The following is a 23979-nucleotide window of genomic DNA, read 5'->3' as shown; positions in this document are numbered from 1 at the left end:
GCATGAATTTCCTGCCCGTGGTGCTGTGGACGGATGCGTTGTTCTTTCTGCTCGTAGTGGTAGGTGGCGGGATGATCTTCCATGTCCGCCGCAGCGCGCCGCTGCGCGAGGCTTGGGGCAAGGTGGGTAGGCGCGCGACGGGAATGGCTTCGGCGAGCGTACTGCTGGTATTCCTGATGATCGGCGTGGTCGACAGTCTTCATTACCGTCTGGCCTTGCCGGCCGCCCCGGGGGATGCGAAGGTCGCCTACTCGTCGGAAGTATTGAGCGCTCTGGATGCGGCGCTCGCGTCCTTGCGCAAGCAGACCGAAAAGACCTATTCCGCGCCTTTCGCAACGGAACTCTATGCGAGAGAAGCGGTGGAATTGCCGGGTGGCGGACAGTCACGGATCTACCCGCGGCTTGCTCACGGCGGTGCCCATCTCGCAAACACAGAGACCGATCGCGCGGGCGACATCGCCGGACGGGCGCTTGCGGGCCTTGCCACGGGTTTGCTGGTCTGGGGCGGCATCGCGCTGGCGGTAATGTCGGGGCTGGCTCGAAGCTCGGGGCTCGGTCTAGTAGATTCGGCTCGTGCGCTCGCCGGTGGTCGGACGGTGCTTGCATGGCGGGCCGCGCTCGTCACACTGGGGTTGTTGCTGCTATGTGGGGGCGTGCTGGTGGCGCTCGCGCCCTATTACCACGTCTTCGGGACGGACAAAGTTGGGCAGGACGTGCTCTATCTGTCCTTGAAGAGCGTGCGCACGGCACTCATCATTGGGACGCTGACGACGCTCGTGATGCTCCCGTTCGCCGTGGCCTTGGGGATTCTTGCAGGCTACCTCGGCGGCTGGGTCGATGACCTGATCCAGTATCTATATACGGTGCTCAGCGCGATCCCAGGCGTGCTGCTGATTGCGGCGGCGGTGCTGATGATGCAGGTCGTCATCGATACCCATCTGCAGTGGTTCTCGACCGCCGCGGAGCGCGCCGACGCTCGGCTCATGGCCTTGTGCATGATTCTCGGGATCACCAGCTGGACCGGCTTGTGCCGGCTGCTGCGCGGTGAGACGCTGAAATTGCGCGAGCTGGAATATGTGCAGGCCGCGCGGGCCTTCGGGGTGCGGACATCGGCGATCATGCGGCGTCACGTGCTGCCGAACGTGATGCACATCGTGCTGATCGCGCTGGTCATGGATTTCTCAGGTCTCGTCCTCGCTGAAGCGGTGTTGTCCTATGTTGGGATCGGGGTGGATCCCACGACGATCAGCTTCGGGACGATGATCAACATGGCGCGGGCAGAACTCGCCCGCGATCCGATGGTGTGGTGGTCACTGCTTGCCGCGTTCGTCTTCATGTTCGTGTTGGTGTTGTCTGCCAACCTGTTCGCGGACGTCGTCCGCGATGCGTTCGACCCGCGTCGCAGCTGAATCTCGCTTGATCGGTCATTCGACGCGGTGCGAACCAAGTGCCGCGCGATGCGTCTGACCAACGCAGTCCCAAGCCCAACAGTCGTCACTCCAAAAAATAATGAAATCCCTTCAATTCGATAACCGTTTCGTGCGGGAGCTTCCGGGCGACCCTGAGCCATCGCCCTACGTGCGCCAAGTCCATGGCGCGTGCTATTCGCGGGTGATGCCGACGCCGGTGCGGGCTCCGCGGTTGATCGCGTGGTCGCCTGAAATGGCGGGTGCGCTCGGGCTCGACGAGGCGGACGTCCGTTCGCCGGAGTTTGCACAGGTCTTCGGCGGCAATGCGCTGTTGCCGGGCATGGAGCCGTATGCGGCATGCTACGGCGGGCATCAGTTCGGCAATTGGGCCGGGCAGCTCGGAGACGGCCGCGCGATCACGCTGGGCGAGACGGTGAATGCGAAGGGCGAGCGCCATGAGCTGCAGTTGAAGGGGGCCGGCAAGACGCCTTATTCACGTACCGCCGACGGACGTGCCGTTTTGCGCTCGTCCATCCGCGAATTCCTGTGCAGCGAGGCGATGCATCATCTGGGTATTCCGACAACGCGTGCGCTGTGCATCGTCGGCACGGGAGAGGACGTCGTCCGCGACATGTTCTACGACGGCCATCCGCGCGCGGAGCCGGGAGCCGTGGTGTGCCGTGTGGCACCGTCTTTCATCCGCTTCGGCAATTTTGAAATCTTCTCCGCGCGCGGTGATGAAGCCTTGCTCGCGCAGCTGGTCGATTTCACGATCGCGCGGGATTTCCCTGAAATTACCGGCACGACCGAGACGCGGCGGACCGAGTGGTTCCACACGGTTTGCGAACGTACGGCGCGCTTGATGGCGGAGTGGATGCGAGTCGGCTTCGTGCACGGCGTGATGAATACCGACAACATGTCGATTCTCGGCCTGACGATCGACTACGGTCCCTACGGCTGGATCGACAATTTCGATCCAGACTGGACGCCGAATACCACCGACGCGTCGGGGCGGCGCTACCGCTTCGGTAACCAGCCGGGCATTGGGCAATGGAATCTGTGGCAGCTGGGAAATGCCTTGTACCCAGCCTTCGGCGTGGTCGAGCCGCTGCAGGAGGGGCTAAATCGCTATGCCGCCGTTTATGCCCAGGAGCGGGAGCGCACGCTCGCTGGAAAGCTGGGACTGACGGCGTTTCGCGAGGGGGATACCGAACTCGTCGACGCGCTCCATACCTTGCTGGCGCGCGCCGAAGTCGACATGACGATCTTCTTCCGTGGCCTGGCCGATGTCGATCTGCTGCAGCCGTCGATCGAGCCTATGCGCGAGGCGTTCTACGACGACGCGCTGCTCGAGCGCGAAAGTGCTGCATTCGCCGACTGGCTTGCACGCTACGCCGCCCGGGCGATTCGGGACGGTGTGCCGCCGGAGGTGCGGCGCGAGCAGATGAATGCGACGAATCCGCGCTACGTGTTGCGCAATTACCTGGCGCAGGAGGCGATCGATGCGGCGGAGCAGGGGGACGACACGCTGATCGTGGAACTGCTCGACGTGATGCGTCGTCCTTACGAGGATCAGCCGGGGCGCGAGCGTTTTGCCGCGAAACGGCCCGACTGGGCGCGTCAGCGGGCCGGATGCTCGATGTTGTCGTGCAGTTCGTGAGGTTGCCGGAGCAGCGTCAGACCTTGGTCCTCATCAGCCGCGCCTTGTCGCGCTCCCAGTCCCGCTGCTTGGAGTCTTCGCGCTTGTCGTACTGTTTTTTGCCTTTGGCGAGGCCGATCAGCGCTTTGACGCGGCCTTTGGCATAGTGCAGATCGAGCGGCACGAGGGTGTAGCCCGCGCGCTCGACCTTGCCGATGAGCTTTGCGATTTCGCCTGCATGCAGTAGCAGTTTGCGCGTGCGGACCGGGTCGGGGGTGACGTGGTTGGAAGCGCTGGTGAGAGCCGTGATGTGCATGCCGAGGATGAAGATTTCTTCGCCCCGGAGGATGACGTAGGCTTCCTTGATGTTGGCGCGGCCAGCCCGGATCGCCTTGACTTCCCAGCCTTCGAGGACGAGCCCGGCCTCGTACTTCTCTTCGATGAAGTAGTCGTGAAAGGCCTTGCGATTGTCGACGATGCTCATGAGTGATGGAAATCCTGTGGGTACCGACGCGGAGCGTCCGGACGTCTGCGGGAGGCCGCGGCCGGAGCCTTGCGGTAGAATCGCGCATTTTAGCAGTTCGGCGGAGCCCCCGTCCCCATACCCTCATGGCTGACGTCAAGAAGCAGGTCCTGATCGAATTCACTCCGGCGCAGATGTTCGCGCTCGTCGACCGCTGCGAGGACTATCCCCAGTTCCTGCAGTGGTGCGGCGGTGCCGAAGTCACCGCTCGCTCCGAAACCCTGACCGTGGCAACGCTTCACATCAGTTACCACGGCATCAAGGCGCATTTCACGACGGAGAACAGCAAGCTTGCTCCCCTCGAGATGCACATTCGCCTCAAAGAAGGGCCGTTCACTCATCTCGATGGCTCATGGCGCTTCACGGCGTTGGGCAGTCAAGCCTGCAAGATCGAGTTCAACCTGCACTACGAGTTTTCCAGCAGATTGCTCGAAAAGGTGTTGGGGCCGGTGTTCAACCACATTGCTAACACCTTCGTCGAGTCCTTCATCAAGCGCGCGCAGCAGGTCTACCCGAAGCGATGAGCATGGCAGACCTCATCAATGTCGAGGTGGTCTATGCGCTGCCGCATCAGCATCAACTCGTGCGCATCCAGGTCCCCGAGGGCGCCACGGTGCGAGATGCGATCGATGCATCGGGCGTGCTCGCGCGGTTCCCGGAAATCGATCTCGACAAGGCGAACAAGGTGGGCGTGTTCGGCAAGCTCACCCGGCTCGACACGATGCTGCGCGAGCGGGATCGCGTCGAGATCTATCGGCCACTGATTGCGGACCCGAAGGAGGTGCGCAAGAAGCGGGCGGAGGAAGGAAAGGCCGCGAAAAAAGGCGGCGGTACGGCGACCTGACCGCTGCAGCGCCGGCTCCGCGGCTTACTTGCAGTTTGCGTCGACGAATTTCTGGACGCGCTCGCCTTCGGTTTTGCGGGTTGCGTCGTCGATCAGTTCGCGTTCGCCGCTGCTGTTGTAGCGCGTTACGCGGCGTGAAGTTTCCAGCGCCGTCAATTGGCCGCGCGCGCGTTCGCAGGCTTGTTTGCGCTCGTCGGCCTCTTCGCGCTGCTTCTCGGCCTTCGCTTCGGCTTCGGCGGCGGCTGCGCGGCGCTGGCGGAATTCGAGTTCCTTTTCGGCGGTGGTCTTCGGTTTGCTCGGGTCGGCCTTGTCCTTGTCGGGCTGACCCTTGTTGCCGTCGGCGCTTCCTTGCGCGGCAGTCTTGTCGCCGTCCGCGGGTTTCGACTCCTCAGTCGTCGGCGCGCTGGCCCGCGCACTCTTTCGTATCGTCTGCGCCTTGCCTTCTGTCGGCGGCGTGTCCGAGTAGTTGATGCGGCCCTGGGCGTCCCGCCATTGGTAGACGTCGGCCGCGGCGGGCAGTGCGAAGAGCAGGCTCAGCAGAAGGAGGCTTGCGCGGGACATCGGTCCGGGTTCCTGAAGAGTGTAAGCCCCGCTTACCATGCGAGGTCGGCATCTGTATAATACGGATTTGGCCGAAAGGAAAAAAGCCATGCGAGTGATCCAGAAGGCGCTGACGTTCGATGACGTCCTTCTTGTTCCCGCCCATTCAACGGTTCTCCCTCGCGATGTCAGCCTGCGGGCACAGCTGACGCGCAACATCACCCTGAATATCCCCCTGGTCTCCGCCGCGATGGATACGGTGACGGAATCCCGCCTGGCGATCGCGCTGGCGCAGGAGGGCGGTATCGGCATTCTCCACAAGAATCTTCCTGTGAAGCAGCAGGCGGCGATGGTCGCCAAGGTGAAGCGCTTCGAGTCGGGCGTTCTGAAGGATCCGATCACGATTCCGCCGACGATGAGCGTTCGCGAGGTCGTGTCGCTGACCCGTCAGCACAAGTTCTCCGGTCTGCCGGTCGTCGAAGGCAAGCGCGTGGTCGGCATCATCACCAACCGCGACCTGCGTTTCGAGACCAATCTTGATCAGTCGGTGGCTGCGATCATGACGCCTTACGACCGCCTCGTGACGGTTAAGGAAGGTGAGAGTCTCGAAGTGGCGCGCCAGCTGATGCACAAGCATCGCCTTGAGCGCGTGCTGGTGCTCAACGACGCGGGCGAGCTGCGCGGCCTGATCACGGTGAAGGACATGATGAAGTCGACCGAGCATCCGCTCGCCGCCAAGGACGATCTCGGTCGCCTGCGCGTCGGTGCTGCGATCGGCGTCGGCGCGGGCACGGAAGAGCGTGCCGAGGCGTTGGTCGAAGCCGGTGTTGACGTCGTTGTGGTCGATACGGCGCACGGTCACTCGCAAGGCGTGATCGATCGCGTCCAGTGGGTGAAGAAGAATTTCCCGCACGTCGAAGTGATCGGCGGCAATATCGCGACGGCTGCTGCAGCGAAGGCGCTGGTGCATGTCGGCGCCGATGCCGTGAAGGTGGGTATCGGCCCGGGTTCGATCTGCACGACGCGGATCGTCGCAGGTGTCGGCGTGCCGCAGGTCACGGCGATCGACAACGTCTCCACGGCGCTCGCCGGGTCGGGCGTGCCGATGATCGCCGATGGCGGTATCCGCTTCTCGGGGGACATCTCAAAGGCGATCGCGGCCGGCGCCAACGTCGTGATGCTGGGCGGCCTGTTCGCTGGTACCGAAGAGGCGCCGGGCGAGACGGTGTTGTATCAGGGGCGCTCGTATAAGTCGTATCGCGGCATGGGGTCGCTCGGCGCGATGCAGCAGGGTGCGGCCGACCGCTACTTCCAGGAATCTGACGGCAACGCCGACAAGCTCGTGCCGGAAGGCATCGAGGGGCGTGTTCCGTACAAGGGCGCGGTCTCGGCGGTGATCCATCAGCTGATCGGCGGCCTGCGTGCTTCGATGGGATACCTCGGCTGCGCGACGATCGACGACATGCACCGCACGGCGCAGTTCGTCGAGATCACGTCGGCGGGTGTTCGCGAGTCGCACGTCCATGACGTTCAGATCACCAAGGAAGCACCCAACTATCACGTGGATTGATTCCTCGCTGACCTAAAAGGCGGCCCCCGGTGGGCCGCCTTTCCTTTTTTCGTACCCCTGAGACCTCGCCATGGCTCACCAGAAAATTCTCATCCTCGATTTCGGTTCCCAAGTCACCCAGCTCATCGCGCGCCGTATCCGCGAACAGCAGGTGTATTGCGAGATCCATCCGTTCGACGTGACCGACGAGTTCGTGCGTAACTTCGCGCCGGCCGGCGTGATCCTCTCCGGCGGCCCGAACTCTGTCTATGAGGCGGTGGGCTGGCATGCGCCGCAGGCTGTCTTCGAACTGGGTGTGCCGGTGCTGGGCATCTGCTATGGCATGCAGACGATGGCGCAGCAACTGGGCGGCAAGGTGGAAAGCTCCGGCAAGCGGGAGTTCGGCTACGCCGAGATTCGCGCCCGCGGTCATTCGGAGCTCTTCCGCGGCATACAGGACCGGACGAACGACGAGGGTCATGGACTGCTCGACGTCTGGATGAGCCACGGCGACAAGGTCACCGAGATGCCCCCGGGCTTCAAGGTGATCGCGAGCAACGAGTCCTGCCCGATCGCGGCGATCGCCGACGAATCGCGCAAGTTCTACGCCGTGCAGTTCCATCCGGAAGTCACGCACACGATCCAGGGCAAGGAGATGATCGCCCGCTTCGTGCACGAGATCTGCGGCTGCGGCCACGACTGGAACATGCCGGACTACGTCACCGAGGCGATCGAGAAGGTGCGCGCGCAGGTCGGCAAGGAGGAGGTGATCCTCGGCCTGTCCGGCGGTGTCGATTCGTCGGTCGTCGCGGCGCTGCTGCATCGCGCGATCGGCGATCAGCTGACCTGCGTGTTCGTCGACAACGGCCTGCTGCGCCTGAACGAGGCGGAACAGGTGATGCAGACTTTCGCGCGCAATCTCGGCGTGAAGGTGATCCACGTCGACGCGACCGAACAGTTCATGGGCCACCTGACTGGCGTTTCGGACCCCGAGGCAAAGCGCAAGATCATCGGACGGGAGTTTGTCGAGGTCTTCCAGGCCGAAGCGCAGAAGCTGCCGAATGCGAAGTGGCTGGCGCAGGGCACGATCTATCCGGACGTGATCGAGTCGGCCGGCTCCAAGACTGGCAAGGCGCACACGATCAAGAGCCACCACAACGTCGGCGGCCTGCCCGAGACGCTGAATCTGAAGCTGCTCGAGCCGCTGCGCGAGCTCTTCAAGGACGAAGTGCGCGAGCTCGGTATCGCGCTGGGCCTGCCGCACGAGATGGTCTATCGCCATCCGTTCCCGGGGCCCGGCCTCGGCGTGCGCATCCTCGGCGAGGTAAAGAAGGAATTCGCTGATCTGCTGCGCCGCGCGGACGCGATCTTCATTGATGAGCTGCGTGCGGCCGACTGGTACGACAAGACCAGCCAAGCGTTCGCGGTCTTCCTGCCGGTGAAGAGTGTCGGCGTGATGGGCGACGGGCGCACCTACGAGTATGTGGTCGCGCTGCGCGCGGTGCAGACCCAGGACTTCATGACGGCGCACTGGGCGGAGCTGCCGCACAGCTTGCTGGGCAAGGTGTCGAACCGGATCATCAATGAAGTCCGGGGTATCAACCGGGTCGTGTATGACATCTCGGGTAAGCCGCCGGCAACGATCGAGTGGGAGTGACGGAATTGAGAAAAAATTCAATAAAAACAATATCTTAAGCTCGTTTCGTTGATAATGCGGAATCAATTATCAACGAGCTGGAACCCCCGCGAATGCTGGGGTTTCGGCATTCTGGTGTAAGGAATTATCGAGGCAAGCCGGATCAAATTGACGGTATTTTTGACGGTATCCGTCGCGGGCTGTCCCGCCATCGCTCGTTTACCGTCACCACCGGTTTGGCATATTTGACGGTATACCGAGTCGCAATCCCAGTCCTGGCAAGGGTTTCCGAGATATTGAGCGCGGAGCGAGTTGACGGTAAACCAGGCCGGTCACCGACGGCGAATCATGGCGATCGCTTACGGTGGCTGGCGGTGGATCCCAAGCGTGTAGAGGGGTTCGGGACCGGCAGCCTCGGACGGCCCGGATGACGGTAAACCGGTGGGCATGTGCGACCTAGGATCCCGCCTGCTTGAAACACTGTGATGGGTCGCCCGGCGCCAATGCAGTTTTCGGTCCGGTCCCGGAAAAGTGGCTTAGCCCGAGTGCTACCTCGGATCTACCGGCTTGCCGAGTGGAGCAGGCGGATTGTGCGCTTCAGCAGACTTCGGCGCGGATCGGTTTCAGTTCCATGGCTACCTCCTAAGTCGTGGCATCGATCCGGTAATGACACTTGTTCGCAAGGACGAACTGATCGAGGCGACTCGAATGAGGTCGATTTCGAGAACGCGACCTGGACGACCCCGAAGCAGCGGATGAAGGGGCGCAATCCGTACGTGGTCTATCTGTCGCGCCGGACGCTGGACATTTTCGTCGCGCTGCATAGCTGCGCGGCCAGTTCCAGGTTCGTGCTGACGTCGCGCTATGACGCTTACCACTGCATGTTGCTCCGCATGTGCCGAAGCTGATGCCGGCCCTGATGCAGGAGCACGTTTCGGTGCCCATGCTGAGTGCTGCGCTGTAGGCAACTCGACAGGCAAGGGGCAGGAGCGTTCTTGTTTCCTCAGCCTTGGGACTCTTCGAAGGGCTTGGAGGACGCGCCAAGTCAGGTAATAATCGGTTTTGAGCAACTATTACACATTTTAATCATTTTGACGCTCCCGTAACCTACCGCGCGCTTTCTCCAAACGCCCATCATCGTTTTTGAGCAGGCGAAAGCCGTTTTGTCAGGAGATCCTGCATGACTGACCTGCCCGCAGAGCCCCTAGGCGCCGCTTGGCTCGCTCACGCCTATGGCGTGATGCCTCTGGGGAGACTGCCCGTGATCAGCCAGGTGGGAGGGCGACGTGCTACGCGGGTCAATGATGGATTCCGCTTGGAAACCTATACGGAGGCGATGCGGCCGGCCGCGGAGCCGGCCGCGCACCTGCAGTTTCATCTGCGGCATGAGGTTCCTCATCTGGAATTCCTGGCCCGCCTCTTCGAGCGGAGCGGCCCAGGCTTCGTCCAAGCCTGGGTCACGACCGAGCCCACCGGGCAGTATGCTCGTCGGGCGGCATTTCTCTATGAGTGGCTGACCGGGCAGATGCTGGAGGTGCCGGAGCGCCTGGGTGGCAACTACGTCGATGCCATCGACGAGGCCAAGCTGGTGGCGGCCTCGGCCGACCGCGCCCTCAAAGTGCAGCGCTGGCGGGTGAATGACAACCTGCCGGGTACGCGGTACTTCTGTCCCATCGTGGTCAAGACGGAAGCGGTGACTCGGGCGGCCGGCCTGGACGTGCCACGCCTGTTCGGAGAGTTGACGGCCGAGTTTGGCGAAGATCTGCTGATGCGGGCGGCGGTATGGATGACCCTGTGGGAGAGCAAAGCCAGCTTTGCCATCGAGGGCGAAGCCGATCGGGTGGGGCGTGTGCAGCGTTTTGCGGATGTGATGGCACGGCGCACCGGGCAGGGCGAATTGCCCCTGAGTGATGCTGCGCTGGCCGAGTTGCAGCGAGATATCCTGGGCGACCGGACAACGATCACACACTTCGGTGTGCGTCAGTCTCCGGCGTTCGTGGGCGAGACGGTGCGTTACCAAGAGGTCGTCCACTATGTGGCACCTCCGCCCGAGGAGGTCGCCGCAATGCTGGACGGGTTGCGGGTGTTCCTCGAGCGAACACAGGGTCAGTCGTCCACGATGCGCAGCGCGGTAGTGGCCTTCGGCTTTGTCTACATTCACCCCCTCGCCGACGGCAATGGCCGTGTGCATCGGTTCCTGGTCAATGACGTCCTGCGGCGGGATGGCGTGATCCCTGACCCCGTGATCCTGCCTGTATCGGCAGTCATCACGAACGACATGGGAGAGCGGCGGGGCTACGACCGGGTATTGGATCAGGTGTCCAAACCCTTGATACAGGCCGTCCGTAACCAGATCGTGTTCGAGCCGGTGCAAACCACTTACCCGGATGGCGTGGTGTCGAACTTCGTTTTCCGTGGCGCAGAACAGGCCAGACCGCTGTGGCGCTATCCCGATCTGGGGCCTCATGTGACGTTTCTGGCCAATATCATTGGCCGAACCTTGACGGAGCAGATGCGTGAGGAGTCACGTTACCTGCGCAGCCATGCGCGGGCCCGTGCAGCACTGAAGGAAGTGGTCGAGATGCCTGACCAGCAGGCAGACAGGGTGCTGCGCTCGCTCGAACAGAATCGCGGTGAGCTCAGCAACGTGCTGGCCAAGGAAATGCCGGTGTTGCGGCAGCCGGGGGTGTGGGCTGAGCTTGTCGAAGCGGTCTCTCGGGTTTTTCAGGAGGGTGGAGGTGCGGACGATGCTGTCGAGCGCTACGGTCCGGAAAAGCCCGTTGGGCGCTGAGAGGGTGGGCGCCGGGTTCGATCTGAACGCGCAGATATTTGAGGGTCAGTACTTGTCAGCTTGGGAGTCAGTTCGGCACCGTCTCATCCATACGCCCGGACGCCTTCTCAAGCCCGCGCGGAGTGCCTGGAGACCGAGCATCGGAATCGTTGGGACGCTGCGCTGGTGGAACTCTGGCACAGCATCGGCAGGATGACGGGACGGCGCTCAGCACCGTAGAACGGAAGGTCTCCAGTTCATCGAATTGGCGGCATCGACCCAAAGCTGTCCGTCGCGCCCTGGCGGAGCTCGATTGCATGCTCAGTCTCGCGGGCCGTGGGCTGACAGAATTATCTCAAACGCATCGATCGCACGGGGCGACGGTGTCCCAATAAATCAGCGTCTCCTTAGGCGAGGAGCAAAAATCTAACCGAACCGCCCTGCAGACGCTCCCGGGGAGCCGCTCGTGCGGTCCATGTGGAATGCTCATGTCAGGTATGGTTACGGCATCGGGGGAGCGCCAAGATACCTTACGAAGTAACGCACGGGTGCTGTCGCCCAGCTTGCGAATCCGCATGTCCTCGATCATGCACTAATGCAGCGGATTGATGCCCGGCTTCTGCGTTTCCGTGACTTGCTCCTGTCAGAAATCGAGGCGGGATTGCCTCGCTTCCAACATGGCAGTGGCGTGCCGATGCAAACCACTTGCGTTTCAGAACACCCGACGGCGATGGCTAAATTACCCCCCGTTCCCGCGCCCGTGCCACCGCCTGCGTCCGATTCCGCGTCCCAAGCTTTCCGTAGATCCGTCGCAGGTGGGTCTCCACGGTGTTTTCGCTGACGAAGAGTTTGCGGGCGAGTTCCTTGTTGGAGTTGCCGTCGGCGAGGAGGCGGAGGAGCTGGCTTTCGCGTTGGCTGAGTGGGTTGTCCGCGGCGGCGAGATCGTTCGAGGTTGCGGGAACGGGCCGCGGGGTAGGGCGTTCGGCGGCTTTGAGGAGCGTTTGGAGGTAGGCCGGAGCGACCGCGGTGTGGCGCGATTCGAGGGCGGTCAGGAGGGGTTGCAGGTGCCAGGGTTCATCGGCGAAGACTCGCACTAGGCCGTCGGCCTGGGAGGCTGCGAGGGCGCGTTCGAGGGTTTCGAGGGCCTGCGGGCGGCGGCGGGCGGCTTCGAAGGCTTGGGCGAGCAGGCATTGCAGCCTGAGCACGCGGCGACGCCGGTTGGCGGCGTCGGCGTGACAGATGGCGTCCTGGAGGCGGGGGATGACGGTCTGGCCGGCGCCGGTTGCGAGCGCGAGGCGGTAGGCTGCGATCTCGGGGTCGTCCAGGTCGTTGGCATAGGTGCGGAGGTCGCCAAAGGGCTGCCAGATGGATTCGTCGTTGATGCGGGCGATGAGTCGTTGGGCGGCAGCGATGTCTCCGACGAGCAGGGCCAGGCGCAATTTGTCGATGCGCGCGGCGGCGGCGATGCGCGGAAGGCCGCGGAGGTCGCCGAGGTCCTGCAGCGTGTTGAGGGTGTCGATGGCGCGGCCGTGGTGGCCGCGATGCGCCTGGATGCGTGCGAGGACGCGGTAGGCGACGATGAGGTGGTCGGGCAGGCAGCCCTCGCGGATCAGCGGGAGGTAGTCGGTGAGCAGGACTTCCGCGGCATCGAGTTCGTCGAGTTCGTAGAGGGTCTCCGCGAGATGGGCGACGACGACGGCCGTGGAGGTCGTGTAGCGATAGCCGGCGGCGATGATGTCGGCGAGGGTGCGTTCGAAGCGGCTGCGGGCTTCGCGGGCGTTGCCTTGCAGGAGGTCGATGGCGCCTTCGAAGCTGACACTGTAGTTGAGCCCGTGGAGCGCCCCGATCGGCTCCATCGCGCGCTTGGCGATGGCGGCGTCGTGCAGGGCGTCGAGGTAGCGTCCCTGGGCGATGCGGAAGAAGGCGAGTGCGTTGTGCATCAGGCCGATCGCGTAGGGGTCGGCGTCGACGAGCGTTTCGCGTGCGGATTCTGCGGCGCGGAAGGCTTCGGGTAGGTGGTCGGACCATGCTCCTAGCATGATTCGCAGCGCCACCAGGTCGGCCGCGATCTTCGGCGATGAGGGCGTCGCGGGCGCGAGCTTGTCCACGAGCCGGTTCGCGTCGGCGTAGCGGTGCAGGTAGGTCATCGCGTAGGCGCCGGCGATCATCAGTTCGGGCCAGCGGGCGAGCACCGCGTCGGGGATGGCTGCGACCCAGCGCGTGACGGTGTCGAGCTGGCCGATGCGGACGAGGTCTGTCGCGCGTTGCGCCATCATCCCAGCGGCAAGTTCGTGGTCGCCCGCGGCGAGCGCGTAGGGGATCGCCTGCGCGACCTTGCCGTCGGCGGCGAGCCATCGCGCGGCCTTGAGCTGAAGCACGACGATGCGTTGGGCATCTGTCGTGCGGCGGAATTGCTCGCGCAGGAATTCCTGGAACAGGGGGTGGTAGCGGTACCACATCCCCTCGCTGTCGATGAGTTGCAGGAAGAGATTGTCGCGCTCGGTCTGCGCGATCAGCGCGTGGCTGTCGGTCCGCTCCAACACCGCGTCGCACATCGCGGGGCAGAAGGTCTCTAAGACGCTGGTGTCGATGAGGAAGCTGCGTTGTGCCGCGGGCAGGCGGGCGAGGACATCTTCCGCGAGGTAGTCCGAAATGCTGCGGGACGATTCTGCGAGCCCCTGCAGCAGGGCGCCGACGCTGGAGCGTCCGGCGAGCGCGGCTGCAGCCAGTTGCAGCGCCGCGGGCCATCCGTCGGTGCGTTCCTGCAGGGATGCGAGTTCCGTTTCGTCGAGCACGCAGTCGAGGCGACTCGCGACGTAGCTGCGGGTTTCGGCGACGCTGAATTTGAGGCTGTCGGTTTCGATCTCGAGCAGCCGGCCCTGTACGCGTAGGCGTCCCAGGGGGAGCTCGGGTTTCTGGCGTGAGCCGACGATGAGCGTCTGACCGGGCGAGAGGCCCGACACCAGCGTGTTGACTAGCGCCAGCGCGTCGCTAGCGGTCACTTGCTCGAAGTCGTCGATGAAGAGCACGAAGGGCGCTTCGATCAGGGCCAGCGCTTCGACGAGGTGGTGCACGCGCACGCTCGCCGCGGCCGCGGCGCTTTCGATGCCTTCGCTCGCGAGCGGCGGCGCGCCGAGTTCCGGCAGCGCGTTGCTCAAGGCCACCCACAGGTAGAAGGCGAAGCGGCCGAGGTCGTTGTCGGAGCGGTCGGCCGTGAGCCAGCTCACTGCGTCACCGCGCTCACTCTTGTGCCGGTACAGCTGCCCCATGGCGGTGGATTTGCCATAGCCCGCGGTGGCCGTCACCAGCACGAGGTTTGCCGAGGTGCGCTCGATCAGCGCCACGATCCGGTCCCGTTCGATGCCGCTGCCGGCGACGGGCGGACGCAGCTTGAGCGGGTTGATACGGGCAATGGTCGGGGTGGCGGGAGAGCTTGGCATCGGGGTCGCGCGCGGTCGGACGGGGCTGTTCGTCTGTTCAGTGTGCAGCGAAAAAAGGGCGAAGGAAATAGTGGCGCCTCACGGCCGCGATTCGCCGCAGAGCCGCGCGTCGCAAGGCATTCGGCTTGTGCAAAGCAGCAAATGTCACGGATTTCCGGGGTCGGAAAAGGCGTGCCCGCTAACGGCGCTCCGCGATTGAGGCAGGGGGCGGCGCTGACCAGAATTCAGCTCACCAGCACCGCTCTGCAGGTGCCCAACAAGACTACGGAGACAGGCAGATGAACGATCGGACGGCTTCCTTCAAGACCACGCTCGGCCCCCGCGGCGCCGAAGCGCCCCTTTCCGAGACGGCCGCGATGTTGGCGCAGAGCCTTCAGCGCTATGCCCGCGACGTGATGCGGCCGATCGGCGCGCAGCTCGATCGCATGAGCCCGGACGAGGTCGCGGCGCCCGACTCGCCGTACTGGGAGGCGCGCCGGAAATTCGTCGAGCTCGGCTTCGGCGTCGAGGCGCTGCTCGCGTTCGAGCCGGAGGAGCGCGGCCAGATGATGTGCCTGCTGTTCGAGACCCTGGGCTGGGGCGACGCGGGACTGGCGATCTCCTTCGGCGCGGGGATGCTGCCGCAATACATGTGCGCGCTGATGGGGCGCACCGATCTGCTGGAGCGCTATCCGGACGGGATGCTCGGCTGCTGGGGCATCACCGAGCCCGATCACGGCTCCGATTCGATCGACCCGAACCGGATGATCTTTCATCCCCAAGGCAACTACGGACGCCCCAACTGCATCGCGACGCTGACCGCCGACGAGGTGATCATCAACGGCCAGAAGGCGGCGTGGGTGTCGAACGGCACCATCGCCGAGGTCTGCGTGCTGTATTGCGCGGCCGATACCGGCGACGGCCCGGACGCGAAGCGCGGTTGTGTCGTCATCGTGCCGATGGATGCGCCGGGGGTGTCCCGCGGCAAGCCGCTCGACAAGCTTGGCCAGCGTGCGCTCAACCAGGGCGAGATCTTCTTCGACAACGTGCGGCTGCCGCGGGCGCACGTGCTCGCGGGGCCGGACCAGTTCCAGGACGCGGTCTATGCGATCCACACCGCGGCCAACGGGCTAATGGGTGCGACCTTCACCGGCCTCGCGCAGGCCGCGTACGAACTGGCGCGCGACTACGCCCACGAGCGCAAGCAGGGCGGCGTGCCGATCATCCGCCACCAGTCGGTCGCGTCGCGCCTGTTCCACATGTTCCGCAAGGTCGAGGCGGCGCGGGCGCTGACGAACCGCGTCGTGCACTACAACTTCGTCTCCCCCGAACCCGCGCTGCACGTCGCGATGACGGCCAAGGTGACTGCGACGCAGAGCTCGTTCGAGGTCGCGAGCGACGCGCTGCAGATCTTCGGCGGCAACGGCCTGACGCGCGAATACCCGGTCGAGAAGCTGCTGCGCGATGCGCGGGCGTCGCTGATCGAGGACGGCTGCAACGAGATCCTCGCGATCAAGGGCGGCTACTACCTCGCGGACCCGGAGCGGCTGTGAGTCGCGCAGTGCAAGGGGACGGAAGAACGCCATGACCGAACGAAACGAGCTGATCCTCGCCCACCTCGTCGCCAATCGCGCCGAGAGCGAGCCCGAGCGCGACGTGCTGAGCTTCGAGCATCCGGGCTGCGCGGACGAGGTCCGCACTTACCGTCAGCTGTGGGACAACGGCCGGCGCATCGCCGGGGCCTTGCAGGAGGCCGGCGTCGCCCGCGGCGGCTACTTCGCGCTGCTGATGCAGAACCATCCGGAGTTCGTCGAGGCGATGGTCGGGGCCTCGGTCAGCGGTGCGATCTTCGTGCCGATCGACCCCCGGACGCGCGGCGACAAGCTGGTGTACATGCTGCGCCACTCCGGCTGTAAGGGCGTCGCGTGTGCGGATTACGTGCTGGACGCGCTCGACGAGGTGCGCGATCGCCTGCCGGAGCTGGAGTGGGTGTGGGTGCTGGAGACGGGCGCTGCGACGGCGCGACCGCTGGCGGAGTACCGAGGCGTGCGCCCTCTAGCGGAGGTACTGGCGGGGCCGGTGCCGGACGTCGAGCTGGCAGTGAGCGATCCGAACGCGCCGATGCAGATCATGTACACGTCCGGCACGACGGGTGATCCGAAGGGCGTCGTGCTGCGGCACGCGCGCTGGGGAGGGGTGGCGACCTGGTATCCGCTGCTGGGATATACGCGGGACGACCGGCCCTACACCGGGCTGTCGCTGACCCACGGCAACGCCCAGATGCTAACGCTGGCGTGCACGCTGAAGCTCGGCATGCGCGCGGTGATCAGCCGCCGCTTTTCGAAATCCCGCCTGTGGGATATCGCGCGCAAATACGGCTGCACGACCTTCACGCTGCTGGGCGGCATGACGACCGCGATCTACAGCGAACCGCCGCGCGCCAACGACCGCGACAACCCGGTGCGCTTCGTGATCAGCGCGGGGATGCCCGCCGCGATCTGGAAGGACTTCGAGCGCCGCTTCGGGGTGGACATCCTCGAGATCTACGCCGCGGTGGAGGGCGGGTTGACGATCAAGCCGATCGGCGAGGGACCGGTCGGGAGCATCGGCAAGGCGCCGTCGGTGCTGAGGCTCCGGGTCGTCGACGAATACGGCCAGGACGTCGGGCCCGACCAGCCGGGGGAGCTCATCTTCCAGCCCGCAGACGGCTCCGCGCCCGTCGTCGACTACCTGCACAACCCGGAAGCCTCGGCTGCGAAGACACGTGCCGGGTGGCTGAGGATGGGCGACATCGGCCATGTCGATGGGGACGGCTGGCTCTTCTTCGACCACCGCATGGGTGGTGCGATCCGCCACAACGGGGACTTCGTCAATCCGGCCGCGATCGAGAAGGTGCTGGCGGAGAGCCCGCAGGTTTCGGACGTCTTCGTCTATGGCGTCGCGGCGGCTTCGGGGGCGCCGGGTGAGAAGGACGTGGTCGCGGCGATCGTTCCCGAGGATCGCGCCACCTTCGACCCGCAGGCCGTGTTCCGCTGGTGCCGCGAGCGCCTCGAAAGCAGCAGCGTGCCGAGCTATCTGCAGCTCGTCGCGGAAATTCCCAAGACCGCATCGGAAAAGCCTCAGGAGCGCTTCCTCAAGAACGCCTTTGCTGCGCCCGGCGCGGAAGTCTTTACCGAGGCCCGGGCCGCTGCGCCGATTCAGTGACATCGCGCATCAAGACATATAGATAGGAGGAGGCAGCAATGGATCAGCAATATCAGGTCGTCATCTACGGTGCCAGCGGCTACACCGGCAAGCTCATCGCGTGGAAGCTCGCTGAACGGGGCATCCCCTTCATCGCCGCGGGGCGGGATCTCGGGCGGCTCGAATCCGAAATGGGCGCGATCGCCGAGTTGAAGGGCCACGACTACCGCTGCGTCGCGGTGAAGAACGAGCGCAGCGCGCTGGCCGAGCTTTTCCGCGGACGGAAGGTCGTGCTCAACGTGGTCGGGCCGTTCATGCAGCTCGGCGAACCGGTGGTGCAGGCCTGCCTCGATGCCGGTTGCCACTATTTCGATACCACGGGCGAGGCGGATTGGATGTTCCTGTTGAAGCGCGAATACGGTCCGCGTTTCGCGGCGGCCGGTCTCGCGCTGTGTCCGGCCAATTCGTACATGTGGACGGAAGGTCTTCTCGCCGCGGAGATCGCGCTTGAGACGCCCGGCGTCGATTCGCTCGACATCGTCTATCTCGCCGATTCCGCGGTCAGCGTCGCGTCGACGAAATCCTTCCTGCGGATGTGCACGAAGCCCCAGTACTACCTGCAGAACCGCGCGCTCGCCGCATGGCCGCAGGCGACGAGTTACTCGGTGAACCTCCCCGGCGAGCATCTGCCCTTCAATGCCCTGCCGTGGAGTGGCGGCGGGGAGCCGGTGTGGTACGAGGGCGACGCGCGCGTGCGCAATTGCCGCGTGCTGGTGTCCTTCCGCAATCAGGCGGCCTTCGGCGCGGTGTTTGGCATGCTGCAGCGCTTCGAGCAGGAATGCCGCGATCTGCCGCCGGACGAGCAGGAGCGCCTCACCAACCAGTGGGGCGCCGACTTGACGACGGCCGAGCCCAGCCGCGAGGACCCGGACGTGAATCGCTGCGTGCTGTCCTGCCATGCGCGCGGCAACACGCAGTCGGTGAGCGTCGTGCTGCGCGGTAATTCGCCCTACATCCAGACCGGTGTCCTCGGCGCGGAGGCGGCGCGGCGGGTGTTGCGCGGGCAGTTGCAGGCGGTCGGTTTCGTGTCGCCGACGCAGGCGTTCGGCGCGCGCAATTTGCTGGGAGCGCTGGCCGAGGAAGGCTATCTCGCGTGGCAGGTTTCCTCGCACTGACCGATTAACGACCACCGGGATGAACGCAATGAGCGAACTCGCCTATGTCGTCGGGGTCGGCATGACCCCCTTCGGCAAACACCTCGACAAGAGCATGAAAGCGCTGACCCGCGAGGCGGTCACGCAGGCGCTGGCAGATGCGGGCTGCGCGCCGTCGCAACTGCAGATGGCCTTCTTCGCGAACGCCGCGCAGGGGCACATGGAAGGGCAGGACATGGTGCGCGGGCAGGTCGCGCTGCGGGCGATGGGGCTCGAGGGCCTGCCGGTCATCAATGTGGAGAACGCTTGCGCGAGCGCTTCGACAGCCTTCCACCTCGCCGTCGCGCAGGTGCGCTCCGGCGCGGCGGATATCGTGCTGGCGGTGGGGGCCGAGAAGATGTTCTGCGAGGACAAGGCGCGCACCTTCAGCGTCTTCGACGGCGCGTGGGACGTGCATGACGTCGATGCCGGGCGGCGCCGTCTGCTGCAGATGGGGGAGGGCGTCGAGCCGCCTCCGGGCAGCGTGTCGGCGAAGCCCTACAGCGTCTTCATGGACATCTACGCCGCCTTCGGACGCATGCACATGCGCGAGTTCGGCAGCACGCAGCGGCAGTTCGCCGCGGTGTCGGCGAAGAACCATCGCCATTCGGTGCATAACCCGCTGTCGCAGTACCGCCAGGACTACAGCATCGACGAGATCCTCGCCGCGGCGCCCATCACGTATCCGCTGACGCTGCCGATGTGCTCGCCGATCAGCGACGGGGCGGCGGCAGCGATTGTGTGCAACGCGGCGGGACTCGCGCGCCTCGGTGGCGCCCATGCGCGGGCCGTGCGGGTGCTGGGGATCGCCTTGCAGGGCGGAAGCGATCGGGCGGCATCGGCGCTCGACCAGCACCTCGTGCGAAAGGCCGCACAGCGCGCGTACGAGCAGGCAGGCGTCGGTCCGGCGGACATCTCCGTGGCTGAAGTCCACGACGCGACTGCGATCGGCGAAGTGATCCAGTCGGAGGTGCTGGGCTTCTGCGAGCCCGGTGCCGGCGGCGTGCTGGCCGAGCGGGGCGAGACCACCATCGGCGGGCGCATCCCGATCAATCCGTCCGGCGGGCTCGAATCGAAGGGCCATCCGATCGGGGCGACGGGCCTCGCGCAGGTGCACGAACTCGTCACGCAGCTGCGCGGCGAGGCGGGCCTGCGTCAGGTCGAGGGCGCGCGGCTCGCGCTCGCGGAGAACGGCGGCGGTTTGTACGGCGTGGAAGAGGCGGTCGCCTGCATCACGATCCTCGGGCGATGAAGGCGATGCCTGTTGCGCCGCGCCAGCCGTCACGGATTTCCGTGACCGGACCGTGACCCGGCGTTCGGCGTTTTCCGCGCTTCGGCGCGGGGATGCGAATCGATAACTTGGCAACACCGGCCGGGGCGTCACGGCGGCGCATCCGGCCCATGACTACAAAGACAAGCGAGGCGGAAATGGAGGCAAAGGAATTGCGCCATCGGCTGGCGAGGTTCGTCCTCGGCCACCGGGCCCTGATGCTGTTCGTGATGGCGCTGGCCACGGCGTTCTTCGCCGCGGGCCTGCAGCGCATCGAAGTGCGGACGATCTTTTCGGATCTGTTCCCGAAGAACCACCCCTTCGTCCAGGCGTACAAGGACCATCCCAACTTCGGCAATCCGCTGACGATCACGCTGATGGTCAAGCGCAAGGACGGGAAGGACGTGTTCCAGCCCGACACGATGAAGAAGGTCTGGGACATGTCGCGCGAGGTCGACCTTGCGCCGGGCGTCGATCATGACCAAATCCTCTCGATCGCGACGGAGAAGGCGCGCTACACGATCGTGACGGCGGACGGGATCTATTCCAACCCGATCATGGACGACCATCCGCCGGTGACCGCCGAGGAACTCGCGGAAGTGCGCCGGCGCGTCAACGAATCGGCCGGTGCGCGCACCTTCCTCGTCTCCGAGGACGGCACCGCGGCGGTGGTCAATGCGACCTTCATCGAACGGCTGTTGGATTACGGCGAGCTCTTCCACTTCGTGCAGGACCTCGTCTCGCGCGAGCGCGATGACGCCCATGAGGTGTACGTCGCCGGCTGGCCGATGCTCACCGGCTGGGTGTATTTCTTCGGCTCGGACACGGCGAAGATCTTCGGCGTTACGCTGGCGCTGATGTTCGGGCTGCTCGCACTGCATATGCGCAACGTCGCGGGCATCGCTACGCCGCTGATCGTGAGCACTGTGTCGGCCGTGTGGGGCTTCGGGCTGGTGGGCTGGATCGGGCATCCGGTCGAGCCGCTGTTGATGGTGGTGCCGCTGCTGCTGATCGCGCGCTGCTTCAGCCACTGTGTGCAGGCGACCGAGCGTTACTACGAACTGCTGCACGAGTTCGGCGACAAGCACAAGGCGGCCGAGACTTCGCTCGTGTCGCTGGTCTGGCCGGGCACGCTGGGCATCTTCACCGACGTCGTCGGCCTGCTCCTCGTCGCGCTGGCGCCGATCCCGGCCCTCGAACGCTTCGCCTTGTTCACCGGCCTGTGGGCGATGAACCTGGTGCCGACGAGCGTCCTGCTGACGCCGGTGCTGCTGAGCCTGCTGCCGCGGCCGAATAATCTGGATCACCTGCTGGCCACTGCAGGGCAGGGCGGGGCGCTGCAGCGCGCGATGCAACGTCTGCTGCTGGGGGTGGCGAGCTTCGCCGCGGGACGGCGCGCACGCTACACGGCGATGGTGTTCGTCGTGCTGAGTGTGCTCGCCGTGGTCGAGATGCTCCGCATCCAGGTCGGCAATCCGGTCGAAGGCAGCAACCTGCTGCGCGACGACTCGCAGTTCAACACTGCGGTGCGGGAGATCAACCGCAGCTTCCCCGGCCTGATGACGCTGGAAGTGATCTTCGAGGGCAAGTCCGGACGCATCGTTCGCCAAGCCGACACGATGGTTACGATGCAGTCCCTGCAGCACTGCCTGGAAAGCGGCCCGAATCCGCCGACAGCGACCCTGTCCTTCGCCGACTATGCGCCCGAGGCCAACCGCGTGTTCAACGGCGGCAATCCCAAGTGGGCGCCGCTGGACCCGGACGACGCGTCCGCCGCCGCGGCCGCGGGCGCGCTGATGGTCGGGACCAATGCCAAGGCCTACCTGCACGTCACCGATTTCGAGCAGAAAAACGGCACGGTGTCGCTGTGGTACCCGAATAACAAGCAGGCTACGGTGGATGCGGCGCTCGTCGAGGCGCGCAAGTGCATCGCGCAGGTCGGCGAATCCCATCCGAACTTTCTGATCCGCCTCGGCGCGGGCTCGATCGCCTTGCAGCAGTCGATCAACGACACCGTCGATCTGTACCAGTGGTACATCCTCGGCGCGCTCAACCTCGTGATCCTGATCGGCTGCTCGCTCGCCTATCGCTCGGTCGCGGCGGGATTGACGCTGCTGGTGCCGGTGAATCTCGCGAACGTGTTCCTCACCGCCGCGATGTCGCTCGGGGGGCTCGGGCTCGACGTGAATTCGCTGCCGATCCTCGCCATCGGCATCGGCGTCGGCATCGACTACGGCATCTACCTGCTGACCCGCATCTGCGAGGAATACCACCTCGCGCACAAGGACCTGCCGCAGGCGATCCGCGGCGCGCTGACCACCTGCGGCAAGGCGATCTTCTTCACCGCGAGCCTGATGACCCTGGGCATCGCACCCTGGTACTTCCTCTCGGAGCTCAAGTTCCTCTCCGACATGGGGCTGATGCTGGTGGTGGTGATGCTGATCAACATGGTCCTCGCGCTACTGCTGGTGCCCCTGCTGGTTTACCTGTTCCGTCCCCGCTTCCTCGACGCCGACATCTCGGTGCTCTCCGAGTCGGTGGGCGGGCCGGAGCTGGCGGCGCCGCGGGTGTCGGTGGCCATGCTGTAAGAGGACGGGAACAGATCCCGAAAATAAGGAGGAGTGAGACATGCATATCCGCAAATTCGATTTCGATTACAGCCGCCGCAACTTCATGGAGAAGACCGCGAAGGGCATCCTCACGGCCGGCGTGTTGACCCCGCTGTGGCCGCTCATCGCGCAGGCGGCCGACATCACCAAGGCCTATCCGGACGAGTTGCTGTCGATCGAGGGCTACACCAAGGGCAAGATCAAGACGGGCGACGTGATCACCGCCGACAACGTCGAGCTCGTCAAGAACCTGCTCGACCCGGTCGCGTACAAGCAGGTCAAGGAGATGGGCCGGCGCATCCGCATCGTCGCTTCGACGCGCGATGTGACCCGCATGTATCCGCACGAGTACCTCGAGGCGACGCTGCGCAACAAGGGCAAGGCGAAGTTCGACGCGGACGGCAACGTCGTCAACGCGGACGGCAAGCCTTGGGTCGGCGGCAATCCCTTCCCGGATGCGACGAACGCCGCCGAAGCCTTCGCGAACCTGACGCTGTGCTGGGGCCGGCACGACAACTCAGTGTATGCGGTACGCGACTGGGAAATCGGCCCCGACGGCGACGTTTCCTACCAGTACGACTTCGTGTGGGTCGAGGAGAACACCGTCGCGCGCGTCGGCCCCGGTGGCCCCTACCTGAAGGGGCTGGAGGACAAGTTGCGCTTCCAGTCGGTGTTCTTCACCTCGCCCGCCGACGTGAAGGGCACGTCCTACCTCAACACCTGGCATTACGACCAGCGCAAGTTTCCCGATCTCGTCGGCTATCTGCCGGCCTTCAAGCGCGTGCGCAAGTTCCCCACCAACCAGCGCTTCGAGCCCCTGGTCGCAGGCATGGCGCTCTATCTCTCCGACGCGTGGGCGGCGGGCGATCCGATGCTGACCTGGGGCAACTACAAGATCGTCGGCCGCGGCCCCTTCCTCGGCGCGGTTTCCGAAGGCTGGTATGGCGACCATCCGAACTGGGAGCGCCCGGTGCATGGCGGCCCCAAGGGTCAGACCTTCTTCGAAACGCAGATGGAGCTATGCCCCGAGGTGCTGGTGGTGGAAGCCGAGCCGATCGGCTACGCGCGGGCACCGGTGTCGAAGAAGCGGGTGTGGATCGATGTGCGCAACATGATGTACATCGCCTACGTCACCTACGACCGCCGCGGCGAGATCTGGAAGCAGTTCGAGCCTCAGTACAGCCTGTATGAGAAGGGCGCGAACAAGGTGCTCGACGGCAAGAACACCGCGTGGTCATGGTCCGCCGTGCATTGCCACGACGTCCAATCCAACCGCATGACGCGCTTCGTGCAGGCAAAGACCGTCGCGGGCGGCGTCTCGTCCGGCTACAACCAGTCCGGTCTGTACGACAAGTACCTGACCGAGCAGGCCATCCAGCGGCTGGGGACCTGACG

At 64.9% G+C, this 23979-nt stretch carries 16 protein-coding genes; 13 read left to right on the top strand and 3 right to left on the bottom strand.

What is annotated here, in order from left to right:
• Positions 1–2 precede the first annotated feature (2 nt).
• Together VJ673_RS18640 and VJ673_RS18635 are read left to right on the top strand one after the other, a co-directional pair.
• Positions 3–1409, top strand: coding sequence for an ABC transporter permease (locus VJ673_RS18640; protein ID WP_324127668.1), 1407 nt, complete (start codon positions 3–5; stop codon positions 1407–1409).
• Between the two features lie 100 nt (positions 1410–1509).
• Entirely contained in the window at positions 1510–3069 is a 1560-nt protein-coding gene (locus tag VJ673_RS18635; protein WP_324127667.1) for a protein adenylyltransferase SelO, read from the top strand.
• Between the two features lie 16 nt (positions 3070–3085).
• On the opposite strand, the gene smpB is transcribed toward VJ673_RS18635, so the two are convergent.
• Positions 3086–3532, bottom strand: coding sequence for an SsrA-binding protein SmpB (smpB, locus tag VJ673_RS18630; protein ID WP_324127666.1), 447 nt, complete (start codon positions 3530–3532; stop codon positions 3086–3088).
• Between the two features lie 125 nt (positions 3533–3657).
• On the opposite strand from smpB, the gene VJ673_RS18625 reads away from it, so the two are divergent.
• Positions 3658–4095 (top strand): type II toxin-antitoxin system RatA family toxin, encoded by a 438-nt coding sequence (locus tag VJ673_RS18625; protein WP_324127665.1) that lies wholly within the window; start codon positions 3658–3660, stop codon positions 4093–4095.
• 2 nt (positions 4096–4097) lie between these two features.
• Positions 4098–4415, top strand: a complete 318-nt coding sequence (locus VJ673_RS18620) for an RnfH family protein (RefSeq protein WP_324127664.1) — start codon at positions 4098–4100, stop codon at positions 4413–4415.
• A gap of 24 nt (positions 4416–4439) precedes the next feature.
• Here the strand turns inward: VJ673_RS18620 and VJ673_RS18615 are convergent, their stop codons facing one another.
• The gene (locus VJ673_RS18615) at positions 4440–4976 is read right to left on the bottom strand and encodes a DUF4124 domain-containing protein (RefSeq protein ID WP_324127663.1); all 537 of its coding nucleotides are present in this window, start codon (positions 4974–4976) and stop codon (positions 4440–4442) included.
• An 88-nt stretch (positions 4977–5064) separates the two neighbouring features.
• Between VJ673_RS18615 and guaB the strand changes: the two genes are divergently transcribed.
• The 3 genes from guaB to VJ673_RS18595 all read left to right on the top strand — a co-directional run bounded on the left by guaB (position 5065) and on the right by VJ673_RS18595 (position 10931).
• Positions 5065–6525, top strand: a complete 1461-nt coding sequence (guaB, locus tag VJ673_RS18610; protein WP_324127662.1) for an IMP dehydrogenase — start codon at positions 5065–5067, stop codon at positions 6523–6525.
• Positions 6526–6595: 70 nt separating this feature from the next.
• Positions 6596–8161, top strand: coding sequence for a glutamine-hydrolyzing GMP synthase (guaA, locus tag VJ673_RS18605; RefSeq protein WP_324127661.1), 1566 nt, complete (start codon positions 6596–6598; stop codon positions 8159–8161).
• Positions 8162–9320: 1159 nt separating this feature from the next.
• On the top strand, positions 9321–10931 hold the full coding sequence (locus VJ673_RS18595; RefSeq protein WP_324127660.1) for a Fic family protein: 1611 nt from the start codon (positions 9321–9323) through the stop codon (positions 10929–10931).
• Between the two features lie 713 nt (positions 10932–11644).
• Here VJ673_RS18595 and VJ673_RS18590 read toward each other — a convergent pair.
• On the bottom strand, positions 11645–14350 hold the full coding sequence (locus VJ673_RS18590) for a winged helix-turn-helix domain-containing protein (RefSeq protein WP_324127659.1): 2706 nt from the start codon (positions 14348–14350) through the stop codon (positions 11645–11647).
• Positions 14351–14628: 278 nt separating this feature from the next.
• On the opposite strand from VJ673_RS18590, the gene VJ673_RS18585 reads away from it, so the two are divergent.
• The 6 genes from VJ673_RS18585 to VJ673_RS18560 all read left to right on the top strand — a co-directional run bounded on the left by VJ673_RS18585 (position 14629) and on the right by VJ673_RS18560 (position 23977).
• Positions 14629–15882 carry an acyl-CoA dehydrogenase family protein gene (locus VJ673_RS18585; protein WP_324127658.1) on the top strand — a complete coding sequence of 418 codons (1254 nt, stop codon included), beginning with the start codon at positions 14629–14631 and terminating at the stop codon, positions 15880–15882.
• A 31-nt stretch (positions 15883–15913) separates the two neighbouring features.
• A complete protein-coding gene (locus VJ673_RS18580) occupies positions 15914–17533 on the top strand; it encodes an AMP-binding protein (RefSeq protein WP_324127657.1) in 1620 nt (539 codons plus the stop codon).
• A 38-nt stretch (positions 17534–17571) separates the two neighbouring features.
• A complete protein-coding gene (locus VJ673_RS18575; RefSeq protein ID WP_324127656.1) occupies positions 17572–18687 on the top strand; it encodes a saccharopine dehydrogenase family protein in 1116 nt (371 codons plus the stop codon).
• Between the two features lie 28 nt (positions 18688–18715).
• Entirely contained in the window at positions 18716–19957 is a 1242-nt protein-coding gene (locus VJ673_RS18570) for a thiolase family protein (protein ID WP_324127655.1), read from the top strand.
• Positions 19958–20106: 149 nt separating this feature from the next.
• Positions 20107–22563, top strand: coding sequence for an efflux RND transporter permease subunit (locus VJ673_RS18565; RefSeq protein ID WP_324127654.1), 2457 nt, complete (start codon positions 20107–20109; stop codon positions 22561–22563).
• A 40-nt stretch (positions 22564–22603) separates the two neighbouring features.
• Positions 22604–23977 carry a DUF1329 domain-containing protein gene (locus VJ673_RS18560; RefSeq protein ID WP_324127653.1) on the top strand — a complete coding sequence of 458 codons (1374 nt, stop codon included), beginning with the start codon at positions 22604–22606 and terminating at the stop codon, positions 23975–23977.
• Positions 23978–23979 lie beyond the last annotated feature (2 nt).

The sequence above is a fragment of the Aromatoleum sp. genome, assembly GCF_035254505.1.
Lineage (GTDB): Bacteria > Pseudomonadota > Gammaproteobacteria > Burkholderiales > Rhodocyclaceae > Aromatoleum.
Note: the sequence above shows the minus strand (reverse complement) of the source record. Positions and strands in the feature narration are given on the sequence as shown.